This window comes from Acinetobacter sp. (assembly GCF_041911495.1).
GTDB lineage: Bacteria > Pseudomonadota > Gammaproteobacteria > Pseudomonadales > Moraxellaceae > Acinetobacter.
Genome location: NZ_JAYROT010000025.1, coordinates 1 through 23,620, shown reverse-complemented (window position 1 = coordinate 23,620; position 23,620 = coordinate 1). Strand labels below are relative to the sequence as shown.

Below are 23,620 nucleotides of genomic sequence, written 5' to 3'. Positions count from 1 at the left end.
GGATAAAAAATCATGAGTATTTTAGTTCTTGCTGATCACAATAACGAAACACTTAACGGTGCGACTTTAAACGTTGTTGCTGCAGCTCAAAAAATCGGTGATGATATCACTGTATTGGTCGCAGGTTCTGGTGCGCAAGCGGTTGCTGATGCAGCTGCTAAAGTTGCTGGCGTAAGCAAAGTATTGCTTGCTGACAACGCTGCATATGCAAACCAATTGGCTGAAAACGTAGCAGCTTTGGTTGCTGACGTGGCTAAAGGTGGCTACAAACACGTTCTTGCTGCTTCTACGACGACTGGTAAAAACATTTTGCCACGTGTCGCTGCACTTTTAGACGTAAGCATGATCACTGACATCATCGCTGTAGAATCTGCTACGACATTCAAACGTCCAATCTACGCAGGTAATGCGATCGCAACTGTTGAATCTTCTGAATCAATCGTTGTGGGTACAGTTCGTGGTACAGCATTTGATGCTGTAGCGGCAGAAGGTGGTTCAGCGGCTGTTGAAGCGGTAAGTGATGCAAAAGATGCAGGTATTTCTAAGTTTGTATCTGAAGAAATCGTGAAACTTGACCGTCCAGAATTGACTGCTGCACGTATCGTTGTATCAGGCGGTCGTGGTGTAGGTTCTGGTGAAAACTATCACAAAGTCCTTGACCCATTAGCTGATAAGCTTGGTGCAGCACAAGGTGCATCTCGTGCAGCAGTAGATGCTGGCTTTGTACCAAACGACTTCCAAGTTGGTCAAACTGGTAAAATCGTTGCTCCTGACCTATATATGGCGATCGGTATCTCTGGTGCGATTCAGCACTTGGCGGGTATGAAAGACTCTAAAGTGATCGTTGCGATCAACAAAGATGAAGAAGCGCCAATTAACGGTGTTGCAGACTACTGGTTAGTTGCAGACTTGAATACAGCAGTACCTGAGTTAGTTTCTAAACTTTAATGTTTAACTAACTCAACGTCTGTTGTAAAAACGCTCTAAGGAAACTTGGGGCGTTTTTTTATATTTGATGTGCTTAATTTAAATTGCGATTTAAACAGTGATTTAAAAATGTAAATTACGCTTTGAATATCCAAGATGAAAATTAGGATGTTTACAATAATGTCATTTCAAGCATATTTCTTAAAACTGTCACAATACAACAAATGTGCAAATCAGTAATTGTATGACGTGCTGAATACATTGGATGATTCAAAGCTTCATCAACTTCAACCAAATTTCTTTGATAGCATCATCAAGACGGCAAATCATAATTGGGTTGGTGATACGCTTTGGCTTGGTCGTATAGATGGCAATCAGCCTGCAGAATATCAACTCGATAGCGTGGTTTTTCATGATATTCGAAACTTAACTAAAGCGAGAGTACAACTCGATCAAGAAATTATTAAATACATCGAAAAATTAACGGAACAAGACATTCTCGGAAAAGTCACATATTGACGCTGGGGGGAGATGATGGAAGAAAATTTGTATGATGTATTGGCACATCTGTTTAATCATCAAACACACCACCGTGGTCAGTTGCATAGCATGGTATTTGCCATCACAGAACAGTCCGTTGCTTGAGATCTGATCATTTTTCAACGCATCAAATAATAAAAACGACTTAATTTTTTGACCCACTTCTCAAAGCCATTCTAAATTGATAATTCGATAAAATTACATTGTTTTGACTTCGTATATAGTGTTTACAGGGCTTTACAGAGTCCATAAGGATATATACATACACAAGGGTGATTTCGTGATGAAGAAGATATTTCAAACATTAATTGTATCGTCAACGCTCATGATGAGTGCAATGGCTACGTTTGCAGCGAGTCCAATTGTAGGTTACTGGAAAAGTATTGATGACCGTACAGGCGAGCCACTATCTTTAATAGAAATCAAGCAAGAGAAAGATGGAACGTATTCTGGAACGATTATCCATCGTTATCCGAATCAAGGTGGGCATACCTTAACGACTTGTGCAAAGTGCCCAGAACCATTTAAAGATAAGCCATTAGTAGGTTTGAAGATTTTGACTGGCTTCACTGAGCTTGCGAAAAAGCCTGGCTACTATGTCAATGGTAAGGTTGTTGATGCGAAAAGCGGTGGTGTGTACAAAGGTAAAGCTAACGTGAGTAAAAATGGTCGCCGTCTAAATATGCGTGGCTATGTTGGCGTATCTTTACTTGGTCGCTCAAATGTTTGGGTGCGTAGTGATAGTGCAACAACTTAATACTAGCGTTCTTACATAAGTAATCTTTGTATGAATTAGAGCCAAACAATATAATATTGTTTGGCTTTTTTATTATGCGATTTGATATTTTATAAATGTTCCACGCAGATTTTATAATAGATTTTCTTTGAATTTATCTGTGCAAAAATGAACAATAAAAGTCGGCTTTTTTTCGGTAAATTTGGCATTTTATGCTATACTTACAAGGTTGATTTTTAGCTCACATAATATATTTTTAAGTGCTTATATTTAAGTCATTTTTTGCTTCAAATCTGATTTTAAAAATAGCTCAAAACTGATAGCAAGGAGATTGCATGAGCGTATCGGAAATTCGCCCGATTGCGATTGAGGATGAACTCAAAAATTCCTATCTCGATTATGCAATGAGTGTCATTGTTTCACGTGCTTTACCTGATGTACGTGATGGCTTAAAACCTGTACATCGTCGTGTGCTCTATGCCATGCATGAGCTCGGGAATGACTATAACAAAGCCTACAAAAAATCTGCCCGTGTGGTCGGTGATGTGATCGGTAAATATCACCCACATGGTGATATTGCTGTATACGACACGATTGTACGTATGGCGCAACCATTTAGCTTGCGTTATCTGTTGGTTGATGGTCAGGGGAACTTTGGTTCGGTCGATGGCGATAGTGCTGCGGCAATGCGTTATACCGAAGTGCGTATGACCAAGCTCACCCATGAGCTACTTGCTGATCTTGAAAAAGACACAGTCGATTGGGTAGATAACTACGACGGCTCTGAGCGTATTCCAGATGTTTTGCCGACACGTATTCCCAATCTATTGGTGAATGGTACCACAGGTATTGCAGTGGGTATGGCGACCAATATGGCGCCACACAATCTGACCGAAGTCATCCACGCCTGTCTTGCATACGTAGATGATGCGAATATTCCGATTGAAGGCTTGATGCAGCATATCTCAGGCCCAGACTTTCCAACAGGTGGTACGATCTATGGTCGCTCAGGGATCATTGATGCATACCGTACGGGTAAAGGGCGTGTGCATATTCGTGGTAAATATCACGTTGAAACCAATGATAAAAATGATCGTCAAACCATCGTCTTTACCGAAATTCCATATCAAGTCAATAAAGCAAAAGTCATTGAGCGCATAGCTGAGTTAGTCAAAGAGAAAAAACTCGAGGGTATATCAGAGCTTCGTGACGAATCCGATAAAGATGGTATGCGGATTGCGATTGATCTCAAGCGTGGCGAAAACGCTGAAATCGTGGTCAATAATCTGTTCTTGCATACACAATTGCAAAGCTCTTTTAGCATCAACATGGTGTGTCTAGATAATGGTCAGCCGAAGTTGATGAATCTAAAAGATATCGTTGCAGCGTTTATCCGCCATCGTCAAGAAGTCGTAACTCGTCGCACCATGTATGAGCTACGCAAGGCACGTGAGCGTGGTCATATTTTAGAAGGTTTGACGGTTGCTCTTGCAAATATTGATGAGATCATCGAAACCATCAAGACCTCTGCAAATCCTGCGGAAGCTCGTGAACGCTTACTTGCCAATGAGTGGCAAGCAGGTGGCGTGATTGCTTTACTTGAGAAAGCAGGTTCAGTATCAGTGCGTCCTGAAGTGATCGAAGGTGAAGATCCATCTCGTCCATTTGGCTTGGATAATCTCAACTATCGACTTTCTCCTGCACAGGTTGGGGCGATTTTAGAATTGCGTTTGCATCGTTTAACTGGTCTTGAACAAGACAAGTTGCATGCAGAATATAGTGAAATTTTGAGTCAAATTGCAGAGCTTACAGCGATTCTTAATGACTTTAATTTGCTCATGAATGTGATTCGTGAAGAGTTAAGCGCAGTATTGCAACAATATGGTGATGAGCGTCGTACCGATATTATCGAATCAGGTGTGGACTTCTGCCGTGAAGATTTGATTCCTGAAGAGCAAGTCGTGCTCACCGTTTCACAAACGGGTTATGCCAAGACTCAACCACTTTCTGACTATGAAGCACAGCGTCGTGGTGGTCGTGGTAAGTCTTCTGCGAGCATGAAAGAGGATGATTATATTCATCATCTGATCGTGACTTCCAACCACGCAACCGTGTTGTTCTTTACTACACGTGGTAAGGTTTATCGTCTGAAAGCATTTGAAGTACCAATTGCTTCTCGTGGTGCAAAAGGTCGTCCAATGGTGAATTTGTTGCCGTTAGAGGGTAATGAAAATATTACGGCGATTCTGCCAATCCGAGAGTTTGCGGAAAATCAATATATCTTTATGGCGACTGCCTCGGGAACGGTGAAGCGTGTCACGTTAGAGCAGTTTAGTAATATTCGTGCCAATGGTCTACGTGCTATTGAGCTGAGCGATGATGATACTTTGATTGGCGTGGCGATCACTGACGGCGAACAGCAAATCATGTTGTTTAGCAATGAAGGTAAGGCGATTCGCTTTGCTGAAGGTGATGTGCGTGCGATGGGACGTACCGCAAAAGGTGTACGTGGTATGCGAGTGAATTTCGCAGGTAGTACGCTGGATGAAGATAACGCTGATTTAGCTAGTGAAGATGCTGATGATGCAGACGATGATAGCACTGCAAATAGCCGTATCGTATCCTTAGTCGTTGTGCCTGAAACAGGTGAAGTGCTGTGTGCATGTGCGAATGGCTATGGTAAACGTACGGCAGTTGGTGAATTCCCAACGAAGAAGCGTGGCGGTAAAGGTTTGATCGCAATCAAGACCAGTGAGCGAAATGGTGAATTGGTCGGTGCGGTTGCGATTGATGAACACAAAGAGCTACTACTCATCTCTGATGGTGGAACATTGGTGCGTACACGTGCGCATGAGATTGCGACTACTGGTCGTAATGCACAAGGTGTTCGTTTAATCCGTCTAGGTCAGGACGAAACGCTGGTTGGCTTGGAAGCATTAGAAGATTTATCTGAAGATGATGACGAGCTATTGGATAGTGTAGAGGATGCAGACAATGCTGAAACGACTGCTGATGCTCAAGGTGAGTCAACTGAACAAAATGCTTCTGATGATCTAGCGACGGATAACGATCAGGAATAATTTCCCCAATATCCGTTGCTTAAGAGATTTGCTGAACAGCATTTAAAACAGATAATATGAAAAAGACATCTACGGATGTCTTTTTTAATGTTGGATCCAATAAGCGCATTATTCTGCTAACGATTTAAACGATGGTAATTTGAAGTCGAGCATATATGAAAAAAGTGAGATGGCGACTGACTTGCACAGCATAATACATAGCTTTCGCCTGTAACCTTTCTATTTGGAAACTACCATCTCTGAGGAAGAATATAAATTATGAGCGCATTAAAAATCAACAATCAAGCCCTGATTGATCGGCTTGTGCCACATTTACTCACACTAGAGCCAAGATCTTTCTAAGCCATCTATGTGATGGGACACGTTGTTCATCGTTTTAGCACTTTTGAACTCTCTTTCTAAGCCATCTATGTGATGGGACACAAAAAAACATAACTAATCACACCCACCTACATTTTCTAAGCCATCTATGTGATGGGACACGTCAAAGAGCAAACGCCTGAAATCTGCATAGATTTCTAAGCCATCTATGTGATGGGACACTTTGTTGGAAACTATACTGAAAACAACGTAATTTTCTAAGCCATCTATGTGATGGGACACTCACCTGTGTTGATTGTTTGAAAGGGTTAAATTTTCTAAGCCATCTATGTGATGGGACACATGAAAGCTATCGGTATTCCGCCAGCGGTTGATTTCTAAGCCATCTATGTGATGGGACACTTTTTTGCATGGGCTTGTTTGTGCGAGTTCTTTTTCTAAGCCATCTATGTGATGGGACACTCAAGCAAGATTCAGATTCGCTGTGAAATCTCTTTCTAAGCCATCTATGTTATGGGACACGAAGCCTGCTTGAGTAAGTCGCTGTATCAATTTTTCTAAGCCATCTATGTGATGGGACACTCTTTCACGATGTCACGGATAGCAGACTTTGCTTTCTAAGCCATCTATGTGATGGGACACTTGCCTCAAATTGGCAATGTCCGATTTAGATTTTTCTAAGCCATCTATGTGATGGGACACATGAAGGACGGTTATTGCATTTAAGCACAAAATTTCTAAGCCATCTATGTGATGGGACACACTGCTCTAAATAAAATAAAAATTCTTCGACATTTCTAAGCCATCTATGTGATGGGACACGGTAGTTACCCGAAGCTAGGGCGAACCCTAGCTTTCTAAGCCATCTATGTGATGGGACACTGAGTCAATTGCTTGATGAAGAAAACAGTGGCTTTCTAAGCCATCTATGTGATGGGACACAGCAAAGCACTTGCTCCGTGAATCCCTTTCAATTTCTAAGCCATCTATGTGATGGGACACGTTGAAAAGCCCCTGATTACCTAGCCGTGTCGTTTCTAAGCCATCTATGTGATGGGACACTCTTTAAGGACTTTAAACTTGCTTGTGGTGGTTTTCTAAGCCATCTATGTGATGGGACACATGAAAAAGCAATGATCCGTTCTGATATTGCTTTTCTAAGCCATCTATGTGATGGGACACTTTCCACACACCATAACCACTTTTGAATGATTTTTCTAAGCCATCTATGTGATGGGACACACCTCATCAACAAACAAAAGCCGAAAGGCAAATTTCTAAGCCATCTATGTGATGGGACACTCTAAGCTACCAATTGTCCTTTTGATCATATTTTTCTAAGCCATCTATGTGATGGGACACAAGCAACTAAAGCACCTGCACCAACTGCAACATTTCTAAGCCATCTATGTGATGGGACACTTAGAATCTCTTTAAAGATTTAAATTATTCGTTTTCTAAGCCATCTATGTGATGGGACACGAAGCGTAGGCATCACGTTCAACTGCGCAGACTTTCTAAGCCATCTATGTGATGGGACACCATCTAGTGCATTGTGTTCTGTGCCTTCGAATTTTCTAAGCCATCTATGTGATGGGACACATTCATGATGTTGAAGAGTGGCGCGCAATCAATTTCTAAGCCATCTATGTGATGGGACACTCAGTTTTACAGTTAAAATACCCGATGTGGAATTTCTAAGCCATCTATGTGATGGGACACAGAATATCGAGAGATGCGGATCAATTTGCTGTTTTCTAAGCCATCTATGTGATGGGACACGAGCGTTGCATGGGTCATGTGCGGCTTTGTAATTTCTAAGCCATCTATGTGATGGGACACGATTTGATTGATAGCATCTTTGTTAGCATCGTTTTCTAAGCCATCTATGTGATGGGACACACTGATCCACAGCAGCATCCACAACATCACCTTTTCTAAGCCATCTATGTGATGGGACACTATAAAATTATCACAAAAAAATAAGCTATAACAGTGCTTTAACCCTAAAAAGTATGAAATACCCAAAGTTTTTAGCACATGTTATAACTCATTGATTTTATTAAGCTGTTAAAGAGTCGAAAAAATATTGGGTCAAAACTCGGGAACAGTTGAATTTTGACTTAGTCCATAAGTTCCAAATTTCCCGAGATGCTCAGCTTCTACATTTTGCTTAGAAATGTACAAGTTAAACTCATGTTTCGGCTGATTTATATCACTGCTACTTTGACTTTTTAACTGGATAAAAGGCTCACCACGTTTTCGCTCCGTAAATTGTTCAAAATACTTTGCAGATTCTTCCACAGAAATATTACGTCGCTTTGCTTGGTGCAATATACGAGTCTGTTTATTTTTGAGGGCGCGAATACGGCTGTAGTTTGCATAACCAGTAATTTTGTCCTGTGGTACTTCTCTAGGTCGTGTGACATGCACATAGTCTTCGAGTCGATCTAACCATTTTTGCAAATTAAGCTGTTCAAGTTGTGCTGGACTATTGGCAAAGATGCGGATTTTACTACCCAAGTGTCCAAGCTGTTTTTGGTCGTGCAGACGATACTGCGGAAAAGATACGCCGTAGGTGATCTGTTCTGTATCGTCCTTTTGCTCGACAAAGGCGAGATGGAGTTGGGTGTAAAGTTTTGACCAAATGAAATATAAGGGGATTTCCGCCTGTTCAATGATGGTGATTTCTTGGTAAAAGTTCATAATTACTCCTTACCACTTTCACCAAACACTCCACCACGAATTAATACGCTCATGACGTAATGTTGTTGTTCAACTTCAGGTGCTTCGGCTTTGAGTACCCATTTATCAAAAAGGCTATAAAAATCCATTTTTTGCTTCTGTTGGCGAAATGCAGTACCCATTGTGGTCACGGCACCATAAGGCTCAATGGCAATTGGAAATTGATTTTCTTCAAAACCTGGATACCAAGTATCAATCGTGCGAATGGCATTGCCAATTTTTTGTGAATGCATGCCTGCTTTATCATTGATTTTATACAGCTCTTTGCTTTTGGTTTTGCCAGTATCAAGCACTAATTCTTGAGAAGGGTAAACCTCTTGACCATAGCCCATGATAGCTTTGGCTTCGACATATAAAATGACAAATGCTTTATCAGTTAACCCTTGTTCAATCAGATCGGCAAGTGCTGTTAATTGTTCATTTATGTAATCAAAGTTTTTTAGGGCAATGGCTTTAGCATCATCAAATTGCATGACTTTTTGCTCACCATCCACTTTACATTTCACGGTCACGCTAATATTTTCAGCGCCGACACGGTTGCGCCACAACCAACGTGCATTGGCGATATTGGTCGCATAGCGTTTCGCCAGTTCACTCACGCCGTGATCTGATAGATAGGCTTGTACAGTTTGTTCCAATGCCTTTTGATATTCACGGTCGTTACAGACATTCGGTTTGCCAGTAAAAGGCAAAACCTTGCAACTCCATGATGCGATTAAGGTGTCGCAGTCTTGATGTAGTGCTGCTGCATCGACTTTTTGTAGATTGGCTTTTTCGATTTCTGCATCGAGTTTGGCTGGGTCGTTAGCAAGCGCATTTTTGAGTCGATTACTGATTGTTCCTCGGACAGATTTTTCTGAAATAGTCACAGGCAGAATTTGTTTTTTATCATCATCGCTACTAGTTTGTGAGAAAAATGCATCTGAAATATCTAAGTTGCGCTCAAATGCCAAAACGCTTGCTGTTTTTAGATTACTCATGTTATTGCTCCATGTATTGGTTTGTTTACAAAATTATGATTGGGTTTGTTGTACCGAAAATACGGTACTGTGGTTGGTTGGTATCGTTTATACAAATTCAAAAGGATCACTTTGGCGTACCAAATACAGTGATTTTTCAGCATCATGTTCGTATCGCCAAAATGCGGTAGAGATTTGATCGTTGACTTTAAGGTGATATGGATACAGCCATTTTCCTAAGCCATAGATGGCTTCAACATATTGACTTGGATATTCTGGATTTCGTACATTTTGCATGACACCAGCATCAAAGCATTCTGAAATACCCTGATAGCCAATAGGCATCGGCACCAGCCAGCCGTAGCCTGTTTTGGCAGAAGTTGCTGACCATTTCACGTCGCCATTTTCTGTGGCTTCGGGAATATGATGAATGGTACAGACATCAAGTAATGCATCTAAAGCCGAGGCATCTGGATGTTTGTCTTGGAACGTTTCAATGATTTGAGCGAATTCATCTTGTGCGTCCATCAAAACAAACGCAGGCATGAGTGATGGAATCACATCATCGAGCTGATGACTTTGAAAAAATTCAACGGGCTTGTATTTTGATAGCCCATGCACACTACCACCTGCGATGCGTTGTTGCTGAATCCATTGGGTAGTTTGATTGACCAATAAAAGTCTTTGTTCATCACTCAGATGTGCCGTACCAAGCACTTCAACCACAAAAGACATGGTGAGGTGACATTTTCCTTCCTCGATGATGGAAGCTGTCTTACCATCTTTTTTGATCGGGTTGCGTGTTTGGTTAAAGGTGTAGTTACTATATTTGCTTGGGCGATAAATTTGTGGCTGACAGTCGTGGCAAGCGAGTAGGACACCACCTAGTGAAAATCCTTTAAATGCCTCGTGTACCTGTAACTTGCGAGACATGGCATGGAATGCACCTAAAAAACCCGTAATCGCAGGGAAACCGTAGGTGATCGGACTGGAGATACTATTTGCACCTGTAATCTGTACTTGGCGAAATAGTAAATAGCCAACGGTTTGTGTTAACTCGTTTTGATGTTGTTGGTCTTGCATTAGAAAATCCCTCGACCTTCACGTTCGTATTGTTTTTTCATGGCTTCGATTTCACGCTTCCACTCTTTGTGCTCTGGATAAGCAATATCCGAAGATTGTTTAGGAAATTCAGCTTTAAGCAAAGCATTTAACCAATCGGCAAAGTGATTGATAATGATTTCGTGCCAGTCTTCTTTTGTTTGTCCAAGCGCAAATTCTTCTTCATCGGGTAGGGCAGGACGCTTTGGGTCAAGCCAGTATTTGTAAGGCATATCGAGTGCAAAATCTTTTGACCAACCCGCAGGTAATCTGGTGCGGATGCTGTGTACCAATCCGAATAAGATGTGCAAAACATTATCAATTGCTTCTTTACGTGTATTACGGATATCGACATTTTTGTTGGTACTTTTCACTACAGAAAAAATATCTTGAATTGCTTCTCGTGCTGGATAAATCAGTGCATTGTTATCAAAAATCGAACGCTTAAACTTAGACAACCTAAAATTAAAATCCCGTCCGATCATCGGTGGTAGTGAAGGTAATAAATAATTGCGTCCACCTTGCTTACTCATCAGTTGACTGACATTTTGTGGTTTTGTTCCACCGAGTTGCACAGTCGCCAAATTAAGCATACTGACATAAGGTCTTTGCTCAGCATTTTTTTTAAAACGGTTTTCTAATGCAGACTTGTTTTCATCAGAGTAGCGTAATTGATTGATTCGCTGATAAGTTTCAAAGGTCAGCACAGAAGGATAAAGCGGAACAATGGCAATGTATTTTAAATCATCAATATTTGAGCAATCGTAAGAATTTGTCACCCATAGGGTCTGCTTATTACGCTCGTGGCTACTCGGCTGATCAATGCTATTCTGCAATGCATCTTTAAAAACTGCATGATAAATTTTTGCTTGCTGATGATCATTTGATAATGAATCAATAAAATCACTATTGTCACTCAATACTAAATCACGAATCTTGATACCGTCACTCACCTGAAAATCAAAAAAAGCAGCTAAGGGTAGGGCTGCTGCATTACCATTGGCATCCAAATATTCACTCTGAATAGAATGTGTGCCGACGATCGGTGTCGGTAATTCGTGGTTAGATTTAAAAGTAACATTATCGCCTTTGGCATCAGGGTGAACGCCCTTGCTAATGTGTGTGCCAAAGTTGAGCTGTTTTGCCATACGATTGACCGCATCATCTAGCCAAGCGTCACGTTGATATTTTTCTTTGATTTCAGCAATTTTAAGCGTTAATTCAGCAAACTTTTCTGCATCGCCGTCTTCTTGCGCTTTGGTGAGTTGCTTTTGTTCAGTTTCCGACTTTTTCTCAACCTGACTGTGTAAAAAGTCGAGAACGGCCGATTTTGCTTGTTGTGAAGCGACATCTTTCACCTTGATAAACTCCTCGATTGAATATTATTCAAATAAACACATCCAATGTATTGGCAAGCAAACAATCATTTATTTGATTGTTTGCTTTCAACCTTATTTTTTGTCTCTAGGAGGGCATGGATCATTTCCATGACTATCAGAGTTTGAAATTTTTCCATCTTTGTTATGGATGATAAATTCCGTTTGTTGATTTCTGCTCACTTGACGACCATAGTCAACAGCATCCGACTTTCTCTCAAAATGCCCGCTTGAACGTTCTGCACCATTTCGTTTTACATCCCATCCTCCATCAGGGTTGGGTACTACATGATGTTCATCTCGACTCATATCAATCACCTTTAAGTATGAAATTTAGAAAATTCCATTCAATGGAATAGCTTCATTAAATATCATATTGATAAATTAATCAACCATACTACTCTCATTTTTAATATTATAATTGTTATTAAATATTTCATTAGAGATAGACTAAATACATCATTGGCTTTAGGATTGCTTTTACTACCTCATTGGTAGCTTAGAAAATACTACTCTCAGTATTGATGTTCCCCACCGCACAGGTGGCTTTGTTAAAAGGCATGAGGTCAGACTTCATGCCTTTCTCCTTAGTGTAAAAACTCATTGCCTGATAAATCCTAAATATTCACTAAACAACCAGCCACGACTATTTTGCGTATCTATACGATCCAAGGATACGCTGGCATAACGGATCGCCAAGCTATTGATGCTGTATTCAGGTTCGTGCTGTTGTATGTTCAGCAAGGCTTGTTCAAGTGTCGTATTTAGCCACGGGCTGATCTGCGGATGTTCAAAATCAAAGTCAAGATTTTTAAAAGATTGATTTTGAGGTGTAGAGTCTTTGAGTGTATTGGCATAGACATCTTCGGCATAGTAAGCATCAAAACCAATCGGACTTTCTTCATTCGGGATGACTAACCAATCCTCTTGTGAAAAACCAGCGTGATCCCGAAAAGGGCTGAGTTGTTGCAGATGCGTGTTGGCTCGGTGTGATGCGCTATGGTCTTGCCAGTAGGCGTTGACATAGTTGGTTTGGGCATTATTCATGACATTCGCCATGACACGATGCTCAAGCTCGGCAAGACTTTGAATGGTAGTTTGCGTATTACTTTTGAAGTTTTTATCTTTAGAAATACGTGGCTGTGCATCGACTTTTTGCAATTGAGCTTCGCTGACTAAATCACATAAATCATAGCTATGCGGTTTTAATTTAAGTGTTTCAAAACCTGGACGTACAAAGACAGGCATTTTTTGCGATTTGCCTTGGTTGCGTAAATGCCGAATGTTGTATTGCATGAGCAGAATATTGGTGTGCGTGGCAATTTTTTCAGGACGATGTCGCCAAACACGTCCTGCAAGTTGGATGATTGAACGCATCGAGCTTGGTTCAACAATCGCCCAATCATAGTCATGATCCCGACCAACTTCCGCTACAGGTGTTGCTAAAACGATAAATAGGTGATTTTTTACATTGCTTTTGGCTAAAGCATTTTGAATTTCAGAATGTAAAAAGAGTTGGTTTGGCTGTGATGAGGAGCGTTTCAAGATACGGTCAAGACGGTTTTCCAGATCATTACGAAGCACTAATAACTGTTTGGAATGATAACAAGCCAGATGAATATGTGTATCTGTTGGAATATTTGATTGAGCAAAAAGTTGTAAGGCAATCTGTGTCAGTTGGCTGATATTGGCGATACGCAGCAAGCCGATGCTGACACGCTTGGTAGAAACCTCATCGACCTGATGATGATGCTCATGCAGTTGCATCGCACCTTGTATGATGGATTGACCCAGTTCAGCATAAAATTGGGCTTGTTTCTCATGATGATATTTTGCTGTAATTGCAAAAATTTCTGCTTGGCGACGAACAGGCTGTACTTTTAAAAATTGGATACGTTTGGCAATAAACTTTTCATGTGCTTCGTTAAATGTACTTATCTCTGCACATTGTACGCTCATCATGGCTTTTTCTTGTTCATCAAACCATGCACAAACGACATTTGGTGAGGCTTTATTTTGACTCTGATTAAATAACTTCCGACCTGCAAGATAGGCTTGATATAGACCTGCGATCAAGTCAGGTGTCAGTGTGGCGGAGGAGAGCAATACCCGAGAACCAAATACACCTGCCAAGTGAACTAGCCGAGCCAGTGCAGGCAAATCATTTTGGTCAAAATCATCAGGCTCATCTAAAATCAAATCACTGCTGAGCAATCGCAACATTGGCGCAATGAATTTCCCACCACGCTTACACTCACTGGCTTGGATGATGTGATCAACCGTGCAAGTGACAATCGGTGAAAATAGCAAACATCGTGCTTTGGTATCAGTTAATATCGTATCGATATTCAGCTCGCTATAATCTTGATAGTCGATGCTTGAATCGAGCCATTCTTCGATAAGCTCCTCACTGGATTCACTACCAAAAACAGGTGAAATATTTTGTGATGATTCAGCCTCGTTTTTAATGCTGATATTTTGTTTATCTTTTTGGTTGTATTCAAAAAGATTTTTATTGGCTGTACCACCAACGAGTATCGCAAGCTGTTCATCATTCAGATTTAAATCTTGGCGAAAACTTTGCCCAGTCTGTAAAGTGAGTACACGTAGCCCTAATGCAATAGTGAATCTTGCACCAACTTTTGGGTCTGCTAGTCCGTACATAATGCGTGCATTGCCGATGGTTTTACCGCAACCTGTTGACGCCATATTAACGCCAAAAAATCCATCGGTTTGGGTGGCTTGTTGTAATGATTTTGCCAGCTTATAGGCATGATTTTGCCATGCAAATCGTTCAATCGATGTATTTTTCTCAAGCGGTCTGTGCTTTTCAAGTGTTGGCATTTGTGAGGCAATGCTCGGTAAATGGCGAGCAAATTTGGCAGTAAACGTGGCAACGCCGATCAGGTGTTCATCTAATGGTTGCTTAATTTCTCGTGTTATTTTATCTGTATTGGCTGACAGTGTTTTAAAATCCTCAGCGCCCTCAACACGACGACTGTCCGTATCAGCTAGGCTAGAATAATTGTGATCACCAATCATCAATGAAAGTCTGGAGAGATAAAGTAAAAAAGTATCTTGTATAGACTTTTGTTGCTCGGTGGCTTCTTGGCTAAGCTTTATTAAGTTAATATCTGCCAACGCTTTATTTGACCAGCGTTTAATATGCTTTTGCCATACTTTACTAAAAACAACCAGTTGCTTGAATTGCCAAAAATTTTGGCATGTTTTTGCCTGAGTCTTATCCTCTATAGTCCGTGGATTTTTTACCCAAAAATCTACAGGTCTAAGTTGTTTGTAAAATCCATTCAAGGTGTTATTGATTGCAAAACGTTCATTTTTAAGACGAATAATTTCACTTGGCTTATAAAATGTTTCGTGTATTGGAGGTAGGCGATGATGTGTCACGATCAGCCAAGCCACCCATTGTGCAAGTGGTGGCAAAGTTGCGATGTTGGTTTTATCGGGATTGCATTGTTTAAATCTTTGCGAAATATCGTTCTCGGATAACCATTGTTCAATATTGATCAGACGATTTAACCAAGCCTTATCGTTGGGACAATCCGCAATCAGAAGTTCAAACAGCTTGAGTGAAATCCATTCATGCCGATAGGGATCGCCTATAAACGAACTTGAGGTCAATTTATTTTGAAAACCAATCGTTGATTTGCCCTGGTCATGCAGCAGTGCCGCAAGCGTGGCTATGATTTGAATGCTAGAAGCATATTGCCAATTATTTTCCCATTCATTTTGCAAAATTTTTCGTTTGGTAGAGTTCACAGGCACGACACCTTCACTGTTAAATTTACTGCGATTACCCACCACCCATAGCAACTCACTAAGCCGTCGTCCACGGATCCAGTGACAGGACACGGCAGTATTTTTCGTGGCACTCTGGCGGAGCAGTTTTTTCAGCGCAAGCAAGCCATCTTCGGTAATCACGGTCTGCCATGTATTATCACCAATCCGATCGGCAAAGGCACCGAGTACACGTCGAGTCCGAGCTAAGGCTTTCTTTTCACATTGGCTAATCAAGGTCACGATCATCAGTCATGCACCTCGTTAGAGAATGTGTTGAGCGATTGCATTTTGACTTGATCAAACATAAAGTCTAAGCATTTATGCTCTGTGAATTTTTGTAGGATCTGTTGGCGGAATTCTTGTTCTTTCATGCCTTCTTTGGCACAGAGAAAGGCGTAGGGGAGCACCACGGCATCTTTGACCAAATCCGCCACATCAAAGACCAATGCGCCACGGCGAGTTTTGCCGTGCATCACTGCGAAGCCATGCGGAATACCGAGCACCCACAGTGTGGTTGCAGCGAGTCCATACGCAAGATAATTGCCATGATTGAGAAAGTCGTTGGCAAGGTCGCCTTGTTCGGGATTACGCTCAAAGGACATTTGGCAACGTGTGGCGGCGATTTTATAGAGTTGTTTGGTGGTCTGTGCTTCGGCAAGCAGTAAATCAGCCACTTTAGTCATGCGTGGAATTTTGTTACGGTAGCCTTGCAAGGCATTTTGAATGTCTTGATCATCCAGATGAAAGCCTTCGGCACGTAGATCACGATCTTTCGACCAAACTTGTTCGATGTAATTCAATCGAGCATGTTGGAAGGCTTTGGCGACTTCAAGTCGTTTCGCTTCATCGAACCAAAACGATAACCAGCCTTGCACATATTCGGTTGGGCGATATTCACTTTGTGGGGTAAGCCACTCAATCTCTGCGCCTGAGAATAATGGCGTTCCGCCACCACCGCAGAAGCCGACCAAGACACCTGCACTACATAGCATACGCATCGCCGCATTGGTGATCGAAGTGCCTGTACCAAGCAAAATCACCGTGGTATTGGCGATGGGAATATTCCAATATTGATTTTGATTTTTTTCTTCGGTGAGATAGAGCACACGACCGTCTTTTTGCATGACACGGCAGTATTCGAGGTAGTACAGATTGGCACGTTTGGAGTGCAGAATGGCTTTTAAGTCGCTTGGATTGAGTTGTTCCATCTTATTCCAGTTTTAATCTTTGATACTCAAATTTTTGATACCTAAATTTTCGATTTTGTTCATATATTGCATTTGATATTGATACTAGCCGAATAGACTGCCTGAAGAAAGTGGCAAAAATTCATTAACGACATGCTGTGTCGTTTTATTTTTTCAGAAACGAGAACGGTTTGTGACCGATCAGAAATTTGCAAATTCATACTGCAATGGTATAACTAACGCATTAAAAAATACTGACAATGACTGGAGTTAAAAAATGAGTGTTGCTTTTGTGACGTGTGATCTCTTGGATGATAATGAAGATAAAGACTTACAAGTGGTTTATCCCTCGATAGATGGCAAATTTTTCCGTAGCTTTGGTGCACGCAAAACCTTTGGCGGTCAAGTGGTTACGGTGAAATGCTTTGAAGACAATTCACGGGTCAAAGAGCTGTTGGCAACGGACGGCACTGGCAAAGTGTTAGTTGTTGATGGTGGTGCGTCGATGCGCTGTGCGTTGATGGGCGACATGATCGCAGAGTCAGCGGTGAAAAATCACTGGAATGGCGTAATTATTTACGGCTGTGTGCGTGATGTTGATGCGATTGCTGAGTTGGATTTAGGTGTGCAGGCATTGGCATGTATTCCGCAAAAAAGTACCCGTAAAGGCGTGGGTGAAACAGGTTTAACTTTATCATTTGGCGGTGTGACGATTGCCCAAGATGATTATATCTATGCGGATAATAATGGTATTGTGGTTGCCAAAGAAGCACTGATTTAACACACTCAATTGTATAAAGCATGGATTAAATAGGTCTAAATTGTCATGACAAATCACACTGGAAAACGCCATCGGACTAAGGTTTATCAAGCCTTAGCATCGACTTTTGTGACTTTACCTCGGGGTGTGATGGGCACAGCTTTTCCTAAGCAACCTGAGAAGCCATTAAAGCTCTATGAGTTTGAAGCATGCTCATATTGCCGTCGTGTGCGTGATGTGATTACACAACTCAACTTAGATGTGGAAATCTATCCATGTCCGAAAAATGGCACACGTTTTCGACCAATCGTACAGACTTTAGGCGGAAAGGCACAGTTTCCATTTTTGATTGATGAGAATACTGGCGATCAATTGTATGAATCCAAAGCGATTATTGCGCATTTATTTACCCATTATAGTCACAAGGGTAAAGTGCCTTTGAGTTATCATTTGCTTCCACCTGTATCCTTGGTTGGTGGTATCGCTGTTGCAGTGAATAGCTTTGATGGCATGACGGCAAATGAGAATAATGTCAATTGTAAAGCGCCTGAGCAGTTGTTAGAATTGTGGAGCTTTGAAGCCAGTCCATTTTCACGAATTGTCCGTGCCAAGCTAACTGAGCTTGAGATTCCCTATAAATTGCATAACGTGCCGAAAGAGCGTTGGCAAGATCAAGGGCCAGCCAATGCACGACTGAAACCGGGTAAATATGTACCACTTGCTGATGGCAAGCGTGCTCGTGAAATCACAAAAATGCAAGGCAAAATGCAAGTGCCATTTTTGATTGATCCCAATACAGGTGTGGAGATGTTTGAATCTCGGCAGATTGTTAAATATTTGGACAAGCAATACGGTTAATTTACTTTCGAATAATCATGAAGACAGCCTTGAGCGATATGTTTAAGGCTGTTTTTTTGCTTAAAACATTTCTGATTAAATCAATTGTGCCAGTTTTAAGATTTCTGCACGGAGGAATTGATGTCGTGGGTTGTGCGCTAAATCCTGATACCAATACATGCCAATATCGATTTTGGGTAACGCAATCGGTAGCTCATGCAGGTGAATGCTGTCGGCATAATGCAGGTTTTGTAAAATTAACTTGGGAATAGTCAACATCGCCTCAGGATGCTGTGCCAAGACTTGCAATGCGGTGGAATAGTGCTGACAGCGCAGTAGAATCTGCCGTGAAATTTGCTGACGATTCAGATCAATATCTTCGACCAATTGCCCAGTGCGCCGTGAGGATACGCCGATATGTGGTGCATTGAGATAGATGCTTTTATTGACATTTTTTTGCTGACTACACACCACAAAATGATCTTCAATCAAAGATTGATAATGAATATTGCTTGGACAATGTTGCTTCAGATCAATGACAAAATCCGCTTGCTGAATGCTGAGATCACTAAACATGGTTTTGCGATCGAGTTTGGCGCTCAAGAATTGAATGTTTAAATCTAGACTGTGGAAATGGGCGAGCAACTTCGGAAAGATGATCGGTTCAATTTCATCATGTACAGCAATTTTTAAGCTGTGAATTGCTTTGGGATCGAAACTATTTTGTGAAGTGGCAATGCTTTGAATGGTCAATAATGCCTGTTTGATTGGTGTATAGATTTGCTCAGCAAATGGCGTTGCCAGCATCTTGTGTCCAGCTCGGATAAATAATTCATCACCAAGCTGTTGCCGTAGACGTTGCAGGGCATGACTGACCGCAGATTGACTGATACACAGAATTAGTGCTGCCTTAGAAATACTTTTTTGCTCAAAAATGGCGATAAACAAAGGATATAAATTAATATCAACACGATGAAACTGGCTAATGTCTAGATTGTCATTTGCTTCTAGGTTATTAGAGTCGCTGGGTTGTTCTCGGTCGTTTAGATCATCGCTATGAATTTTATTCATAATCTTTGTGTCACTTAAATCATTTAATTCATAATAATAATTTGCGTATGCTATGGCAATAGATAATACAAATACGCAAAGGATTTCCACCATGTATGAGCTCTCTGATCGCGCCAAAGACTATATCCAACGTACAGAACAATTTATCAAAGATGAAATCGAGCCAGTCGAGGCAGATTTTTGGCATGAGGTGCATCGTCTAAATGTCGATGGTGATTGGACGAAATGGCAGTGGCCAGCGATGCTTGAAACCTTAAAAGCCAAAGCCAAAGCCGCAGGACTGTGGAATATGTTCTTGCCTGGTGCAACATTAGGTGCAGGACTGTCGGTACAGGAATATGCACACATTGCTGAGCGTACAGGACGCAGTTTGATTGCGCCAACCGTATTTAACTGTAATGCGCCTGACACGGGCAATATGGAAGTGCTTTGGCGTTACGGCAGTGAAGCACAACAGGAACAATGGCTCAAACCTTTACTTGCAGGGGAGATTCGTTCGGTATTCTGTATGACTGAGCCTGATGTAGCATCGAGTGATGCCACCAATATGCAAGCTACTGCGGTGGTTGAGGGTGATGAAATTGTACTGAACGGTCGCAAATGGTGGTCGTCAGGTTTGGGTGATCCAAATGCCAAGGTCATCATTTTTATGGCGCATACCCCTGATGAATCCAAAGATCGCCATCATCAACACTCCATGGTCTTGGTGCCAGTGAATACACAAGGCGTGAAGATCGAACGCATGTTGCCTGTGTTTGGCGACTACGATGCACCGCATGGTCATGGCGAAGTAAGTTTTGATAATGTGCGTGTGCCTGTGGCGAATTTTATTGGCGGTGCAGGGCAAGGTTTTGAGATTGCGCAAGGTCGTCTAGGACCAGGACGTATTCATCACTGCATGCGTTGTATCGGTGCGGCGGAAAAGTCTTTGGAGCTGATGATTGATCGTGGTATGTCACGTAAAGCCTTTGGTAAAGAATTATTAAAGTTGGGTGGTAATCTAGAGCGTGTTGCAGAAGCTCGAGTTGCGATTGATCAAGCTCGCTTGTTGACCTTATATGCAGCCTATAAGATGGATAAAATGGGCAATATGGCAGCCCTGACAGAAATCTCTGCGATCAAAGTGGTTGCGCCAACAGTCCTACAAAATGTGGTGGATATGGCGATTCAAATTCATGGCGGTGAAGGCGTATCCAAAGATACACCGCTGACAGCGTTTTACGCACAGGCACGTGCATTACGTCTTGCCGATGGACCAGATGAGGTGCATAAAGGTATGATTGCCAAATTGGAATTGATGAAACGAGCCTATGCGTCTCGACGCTAAACAATGTAAATTGTTGATGTAAATGGCGAATTGAAAAAGCGCATAATTGAAAAATAAAGCAGTTGATAAAGGATAATTTCATGGCAATCATCGATATTGGTGGCAATGTCCGAAACGGTGAAGAACTTGATATACAAGCAGTAGAATCATGGCTTAAAAATCAACAGGTTGATTTGCAAGGTCAAGTGCAAGTCACACAATATTCTGGCGGTGCATCCAACTGGACCTATCGCCTAAAATATGACAATGTGGATTTGATTCTACGTCGCCCACCAAAAGGCACCAAAGCCAAATCGGCGCATGATATGGCACGTGAATATCATGTGCAAAATAATCTCAAACCGTTCTATCCTGTACTGCCTGAGATGGTGGCGCTGTGTCAGGATGAATCGGTGATTGGCTGTGATTTCTATGTGATGAAGCGCATCGAGGGCATTATTCCTCGAGCCAATTTGCCCAAAGAAATTGATTACACTGAAGCTGATGTGCGCCAACTTTGCATCAATGTTCTGGATAAATTGATAGAACTGCACCAAGTGCCGTATCAAGGCACTGTCTTAGAGCAACTGGGCAAAGGTGATGGCTATTGTCGTCGTCAAGTCGAAGGTTGGGACAAGCGTTATGCCAAAGCCCGCACTAAGAATGTTCCGTCGTTTAATTATGTACGTAAATGGTTACTGGCAAATATTCCTGCCGATACCAAAACCTGCGTGATTCATAATGATTGGCGTTTTGATAATGTCATTCTTGACCCACAACAGCCGACCGAAGTGATTGGTGTGTTGGACTGGGAAATGGCAACACTTGGCGATCCGCTGATGGATTTGGGTTCGGCATTGGCGTATTGGGTGGAAGACAGCGACAACAAAATCTTTAAAGCGACACGTCGTCAGCCAACCAATCGCAAAGGCATGTTTACTCGTCAGCAAGTGGTGGATTACTATCTGCAACAAACGGGATTAACGCCTGAAAATTGGGCATTTTACGAAGTGTTTGGTTTGTTCCGCTTGGCGGGGATTGCACAGCAGATCTATTATCGCTATTACCACAAACAAACTGATAATCCAGCTTTTAAAAATCTATGGATTGTCATCAATGCGATACATTTTCGTGCTTTAAAATTGATCGCTAAACAAAAAATGTCGAATCATCCGATTGGAAAGCAAATTTTACAGCGAATTGGTTAATAGTCAGAAAATATGAAGAGCAGAAAGTAATGACCACGATTTATTTGATTCGGCATGGACAAGCCTCATTTGGTGCAGCCAATTATGACCAGCTCTCAAATAAGGGCGAGCAACAAGCCACTTTGCTTGGGCAGTATCTTGCCAAAATTTTAAAAGAACCGCCTTATGTCTATGCAGGCACGATGCAACGCCATCAACAGACTGCTCAGCTTGCCTTAGCAGAAAGTTTCCCTGAGCTTGCGGTGAATAGTGATCAAGTTTGGAATGAATTTCACCATCAGCAAGTCTTTGCCAAATTTGATGATCGTTTCAACAAACCTGATGAGCTGAAACTGGCGATTTTACAAGAGAAAAATCCGCGGGCGTATCTGGCAAGCATCTTTGATCAAGCGATTGATCGCTGGATTGGCAATGAATTTGATCATGAATATGATGAGTCTTGGACGGCATTTTCCACTCGGGTAAATGGGGCATTTGATGCCTTATGTGCGGATTTGGCAGAGCAACAACCTCGTTATGCGGTGGTGTTTAGCTCAGGCGGGGTGATTTCCACCATTGTTGGTCATCTACTTGGACTGGATGCGAAAAGCATTTTTCAGCTGAATTGGTCGATTGCCAATACCTCGATCACTACCATTCGCTTAAAAGGTATTGATCGACAGCTGCTCAGCCTAAATGAACACCACTTTATCAAGGCTGAAAATGCAGATTTACTGACGTGGATTTAACTGAATATTTTACAGAAAATCATTGAAATTAAAGGATCTAATCATGGCAAAAACAATTTTAATCACAGGTGCAAGCTCAGGACTTGGCGCAGGGATGGCACGTGAGTTTGCCAAAAAAGGCTACAACCTTGCGATCTGCGCACGCCGTCAAGAACGCCTAGATGCACTGAAACTAGAGCTGGAAAGTCAATTTGGCATTCAGGTCATCGCTAAAACCTTAGATGTCACGCACTATGATGATGTCTTTACCGTATTTAAAGCCTTTCATTCTGAGTTTGGACGTATTGATCGCATCATCGTCAATGCGGGTGTGGGTGAAGGTCGTCGTATTGGTAAGGGCAACTTTGCCATTAACCGTGCTACAGCAGAAACCAACTTTATCTCCGCACTTGCGCAGTGCGAAGCTGCTGTAGAAATTTTCCGTGCGCAAAATGCAGGGCATTTGGTGGTAATTTCTTCGATGAGTGCGGTGCGTGGCTTGCCGAAACATTTGTCGACCTATGCAGCAAGTAAGGCTGCAGTTGCGCACCTTGCCGAAGGAATTCGTGCCGAACTGATTGATACACCGATCAAAGTATCGACCATTTTCCCAGGCTATATTCGTACTGAGCTGAATGAAGGGGCGAAAAAATTACCTTTTGAAGTGGATGAAAAAACAGGCTGTAAAATCTTGGTGAAAACCATCGAAAGTGAACCAGTCAAAGCCTATGTACCAAAATGGCCGTGGTTGCCACTTGGTTTGGCAATGAAAGTCTTGCCACTGCGTATCGTGAACAAGTTAAGTTAGATCAATTACTAGGGTCTGTTGACATTTCAACCATGCATTGCGTTATAGGCTAAAATCACATAAACGAGGCATGAAACGCAGAGAATGGTCACTCCCTTGTCAAGTTTCATAACGAAGTTTATGGCAATTTTAGCCATAACCCTTCGGGAC

The 23,620-nt window shown here is 41.8% G+C and carries 19 protein-coding genes and 1 CRISPR repeat array; of the genes, 11 read left to right on the top strand and 8 right to left on the bottom strand.

Annotation, left to right across the window (positions count from 1 at the left end; genetic code table 11):
* Positions 1 to 12: 12 nt before the first annotated feature.
* The 5 genes from ACE3PQ_RS02855 (at position 13) to gyrA (ending at position 5,283) form a co-directional block, all read left to right on the top strand.
* Positions 13 to 948 carry an FAD-binding protein gene (locus ACE3PQ_RS02855; protein WP_374295055.1) on the top strand — a complete coding sequence of 312 codons (936 nt, stop codon included), beginning with the start codon at positions 13 to 15 and terminating at the stop codon, positions 946 to 948.
* Between the two features lie 228 nt (positions 949 to 1,176).
* Complete coding sequence (locus ACE3PQ_RS02850; RefSeq protein WP_374295053.1) at positions 1,177 to 1,446, top strand: DinB family protein; 270 nt, start codon at positions 1,177 to 1,179, stop codon at positions 1,444 to 1,446.
* Positions 1,447 to 1,461: 15 nt separating this feature from the next.
* On the top strand, positions 1,462 to 1,572 hold the full coding sequence (locus tag ACE3PQ_RS02845; RefSeq protein ID WP_374295051.1) for a DinB family protein: 111 nt from the start codon (positions 1,462 to 1,464) through the stop codon (positions 1,570 to 1,572).
* 175 nt (positions 1,573 to 1,747) lie between these two features.
* Positions 1,748 to 2,224 (top strand): DUF2147 domain-containing protein, encoded by a 477-nt coding sequence (locus ACE3PQ_RS02840; RefSeq protein WP_374295050.1) that lies wholly within the window; start codon positions 1,748 to 1,750, stop codon positions 2,222 to 2,224.
* 314 nt (positions 2,225 to 2,538) lie between these two features.
* Complete coding sequence (gene gyrA, locus ACE3PQ_RS02835) at positions 2,539 to 5,283, top strand: DNA topoisomerase (ATP-hydrolyzing) subunit A (RefSeq protein ID WP_374295048.1); 2,745 nt, start codon at positions 2,539 to 2,541, stop codon at positions 5,281 to 5,283.
* A gap of 335 nt (positions 5,284 to 5,618) precedes the next feature.
* Positions 5,619 to 7,566: direct repeats of the CRISPR family, unit length 28 nt; unit sequence TTTCTAAGCCATCTATGTGATGGGACAC.
* A gap of 132 nt (positions 7,567 to 7,698) precedes the next feature.
* Here gyrA and cas6f read toward each other — a convergent pair.
* The 7 genes from cas6f to cas1f form a co-directional block, all read right to left on the bottom strand.
* Positions 7,699 to 8,310, bottom strand: coding sequence for a type I-F CRISPR-associated endoribonuclease Cas6/Csy4 (gene cas6f / locus ACE3PQ_RS02830; RefSeq protein WP_374295046.1), 612 nt, complete (start codon positions 8,308 to 8,310; stop codon positions 7,699 to 7,701).
* A gap of 2 nt (positions 8,311 to 8,312) precedes the next feature.
* Positions 8,313 to 9,329 (bottom strand): type I-F CRISPR-associated protein Csy3, encoded by a 1,017-nt coding sequence (gene csy3 / locus ACE3PQ_RS02825; RefSeq protein WP_374295044.1) that lies wholly within the window; start codon positions 9,327 to 9,329, stop codon positions 8,313 to 8,315.
* Positions 9,330 to 9,416: 87 nt separating this feature from the next.
* The gene (gene csy2 / locus ACE3PQ_RS02820) at positions 9,417 to 10,391 is read right to left on the bottom strand and encodes a type I-F CRISPR-associated protein Csy2 (protein ID WP_374295042.1); all 975 of its coding nucleotides are present in this window, start codon (positions 10,389 to 10,391) and stop codon (positions 9,417 to 9,419) included.
* On the bottom strand, positions 10,391 to 11,767 hold the full coding sequence (csy1, locus tag ACE3PQ_RS02815; protein ID WP_374295041.1) for a type I-F CRISPR-associated protein Csy1: 1,377 nt from the start codon (positions 11,765 to 11,767) through the stop codon (positions 10,391 to 10,393). The genes csy2 and csy1 overlap by 1 nt, the downstream gene beginning before the upstream one ends.
* A 93-nt stretch (positions 11,768 to 11,860) precedes the next feature.
* On the bottom strand, positions 11,861 to 12,094 hold the full coding sequence (locus tag ACE3PQ_RS02810) for a DUF2188 domain-containing protein (protein WP_374295039.1): 234 nt from the start codon (positions 12,092 to 12,094) through the stop codon (positions 11,861 to 11,863).
* A gap of 291 nt (positions 12,095 to 12,385) precedes the next feature.
* Complete coding sequence (cas3f, locus tag ACE3PQ_RS02805; protein ID WP_374295036.1) at positions 12,386 to 15,832, bottom strand: type I-F CRISPR-associated helicase Cas3f; 3,447 nt, start codon at positions 15,830 to 15,832, stop codon at positions 12,386 to 12,388.
* Positions 15,832 to 16,794 carry a type I-F CRISPR-associated endonuclease Cas1f gene (gene cas1f, locus ACE3PQ_RS02800; protein ID WP_374295034.1) on the bottom strand — a complete coding sequence of 321 codons (963 nt, stop codon included), beginning with the start codon at positions 16,792 to 16,794 and terminating at the stop codon, positions 15,832 to 15,834. Before cas1f ends, cas3f begins: the two co-directional genes overlap by 1 nt.
* A gap of 256 nt (positions 16,795 to 17,050) precedes the next feature.
* Between cas1f and rraA the strand changes: the two genes are divergently transcribed.
* A complete protein-coding gene (rraA, locus tag ACE3PQ_RS02795; protein WP_374295032.1) occupies positions 17,051 to 17,554 on the top strand; it encodes a ribonuclease E activity regulator RraA in 504 nt (167 codons plus the stop codon).
* Positions 17,555 to 17,599: 45 nt separating this feature from the next.
* Positions 17,600 to 18,391: a glutathione S-transferase N-terminal domain-containing protein gene (locus ACE3PQ_RS02790; protein ID WP_374295030.1), complete on the top strand. Its 792-nt coding sequence runs from the start codon at positions 17,600 to 17,602 to the stop codon at positions 18,389 to 18,391.
* Between the two features lie 75 nt (positions 18,392 to 18,466).
* On the opposite strand, the gene ACE3PQ_RS02785 is transcribed toward ACE3PQ_RS02790, so the two are convergent.
* A complete protein-coding gene (locus tag ACE3PQ_RS02785) occupies positions 18,467 to 19,441 on the bottom strand; it encodes a LysR family transcriptional regulator (RefSeq protein ID WP_374295028.1) in 975 nt (324 codons plus the stop codon).
* Between the two features lie 91 nt (positions 19,442 to 19,532).
* On the opposite strand from ACE3PQ_RS02785, the gene ACE3PQ_RS02780 reads away from it, so the two are divergent.
* From ACE3PQ_RS02780 to ACE3PQ_RS02765, 4 genes are all read left to right on the top strand, one after another.
* A complete protein-coding gene (locus ACE3PQ_RS02780) occupies positions 19,533 to 20,768 on the top strand; it encodes an acyl-CoA dehydrogenase family protein (RefSeq protein WP_374295026.1) in 1,236 nt (411 codons plus the stop codon).
* 80 nt (positions 20,769 to 20,848) lie between these two features.
* Positions 20,849 to 21,955: a phosphotransferase family protein gene (locus tag ACE3PQ_RS02775; protein ID WP_374295024.1), complete on the top strand. Its 1,107-nt coding sequence runs from the start codon at positions 20,849 to 20,851 to the stop codon at positions 21,953 to 21,955.
* A gap of 29 nt (positions 21,956 to 21,984) precedes the next feature.
* Complete coding sequence (locus ACE3PQ_RS02770) at positions 21,985 to 22,683, top strand: histidine phosphatase family protein (protein WP_374295022.1); 699 nt, start codon at positions 21,985 to 21,987, stop codon at positions 22,681 to 22,683.
* Between the two features lie 43 nt (positions 22,684 to 22,726).
* The gene (locus ACE3PQ_RS02765; RefSeq protein WP_374295020.1) at positions 22,727 to 23,470 is read left to right on the top strand and encodes an SDR family oxidoreductase; all 744 of its coding nucleotides are present in this window, start codon (positions 22,727 to 22,729) and stop codon (positions 23,468 to 23,470) included.
* The last annotated feature ends 150 nt before the right edge of the window (positions 23,471 to 23,620 follow it).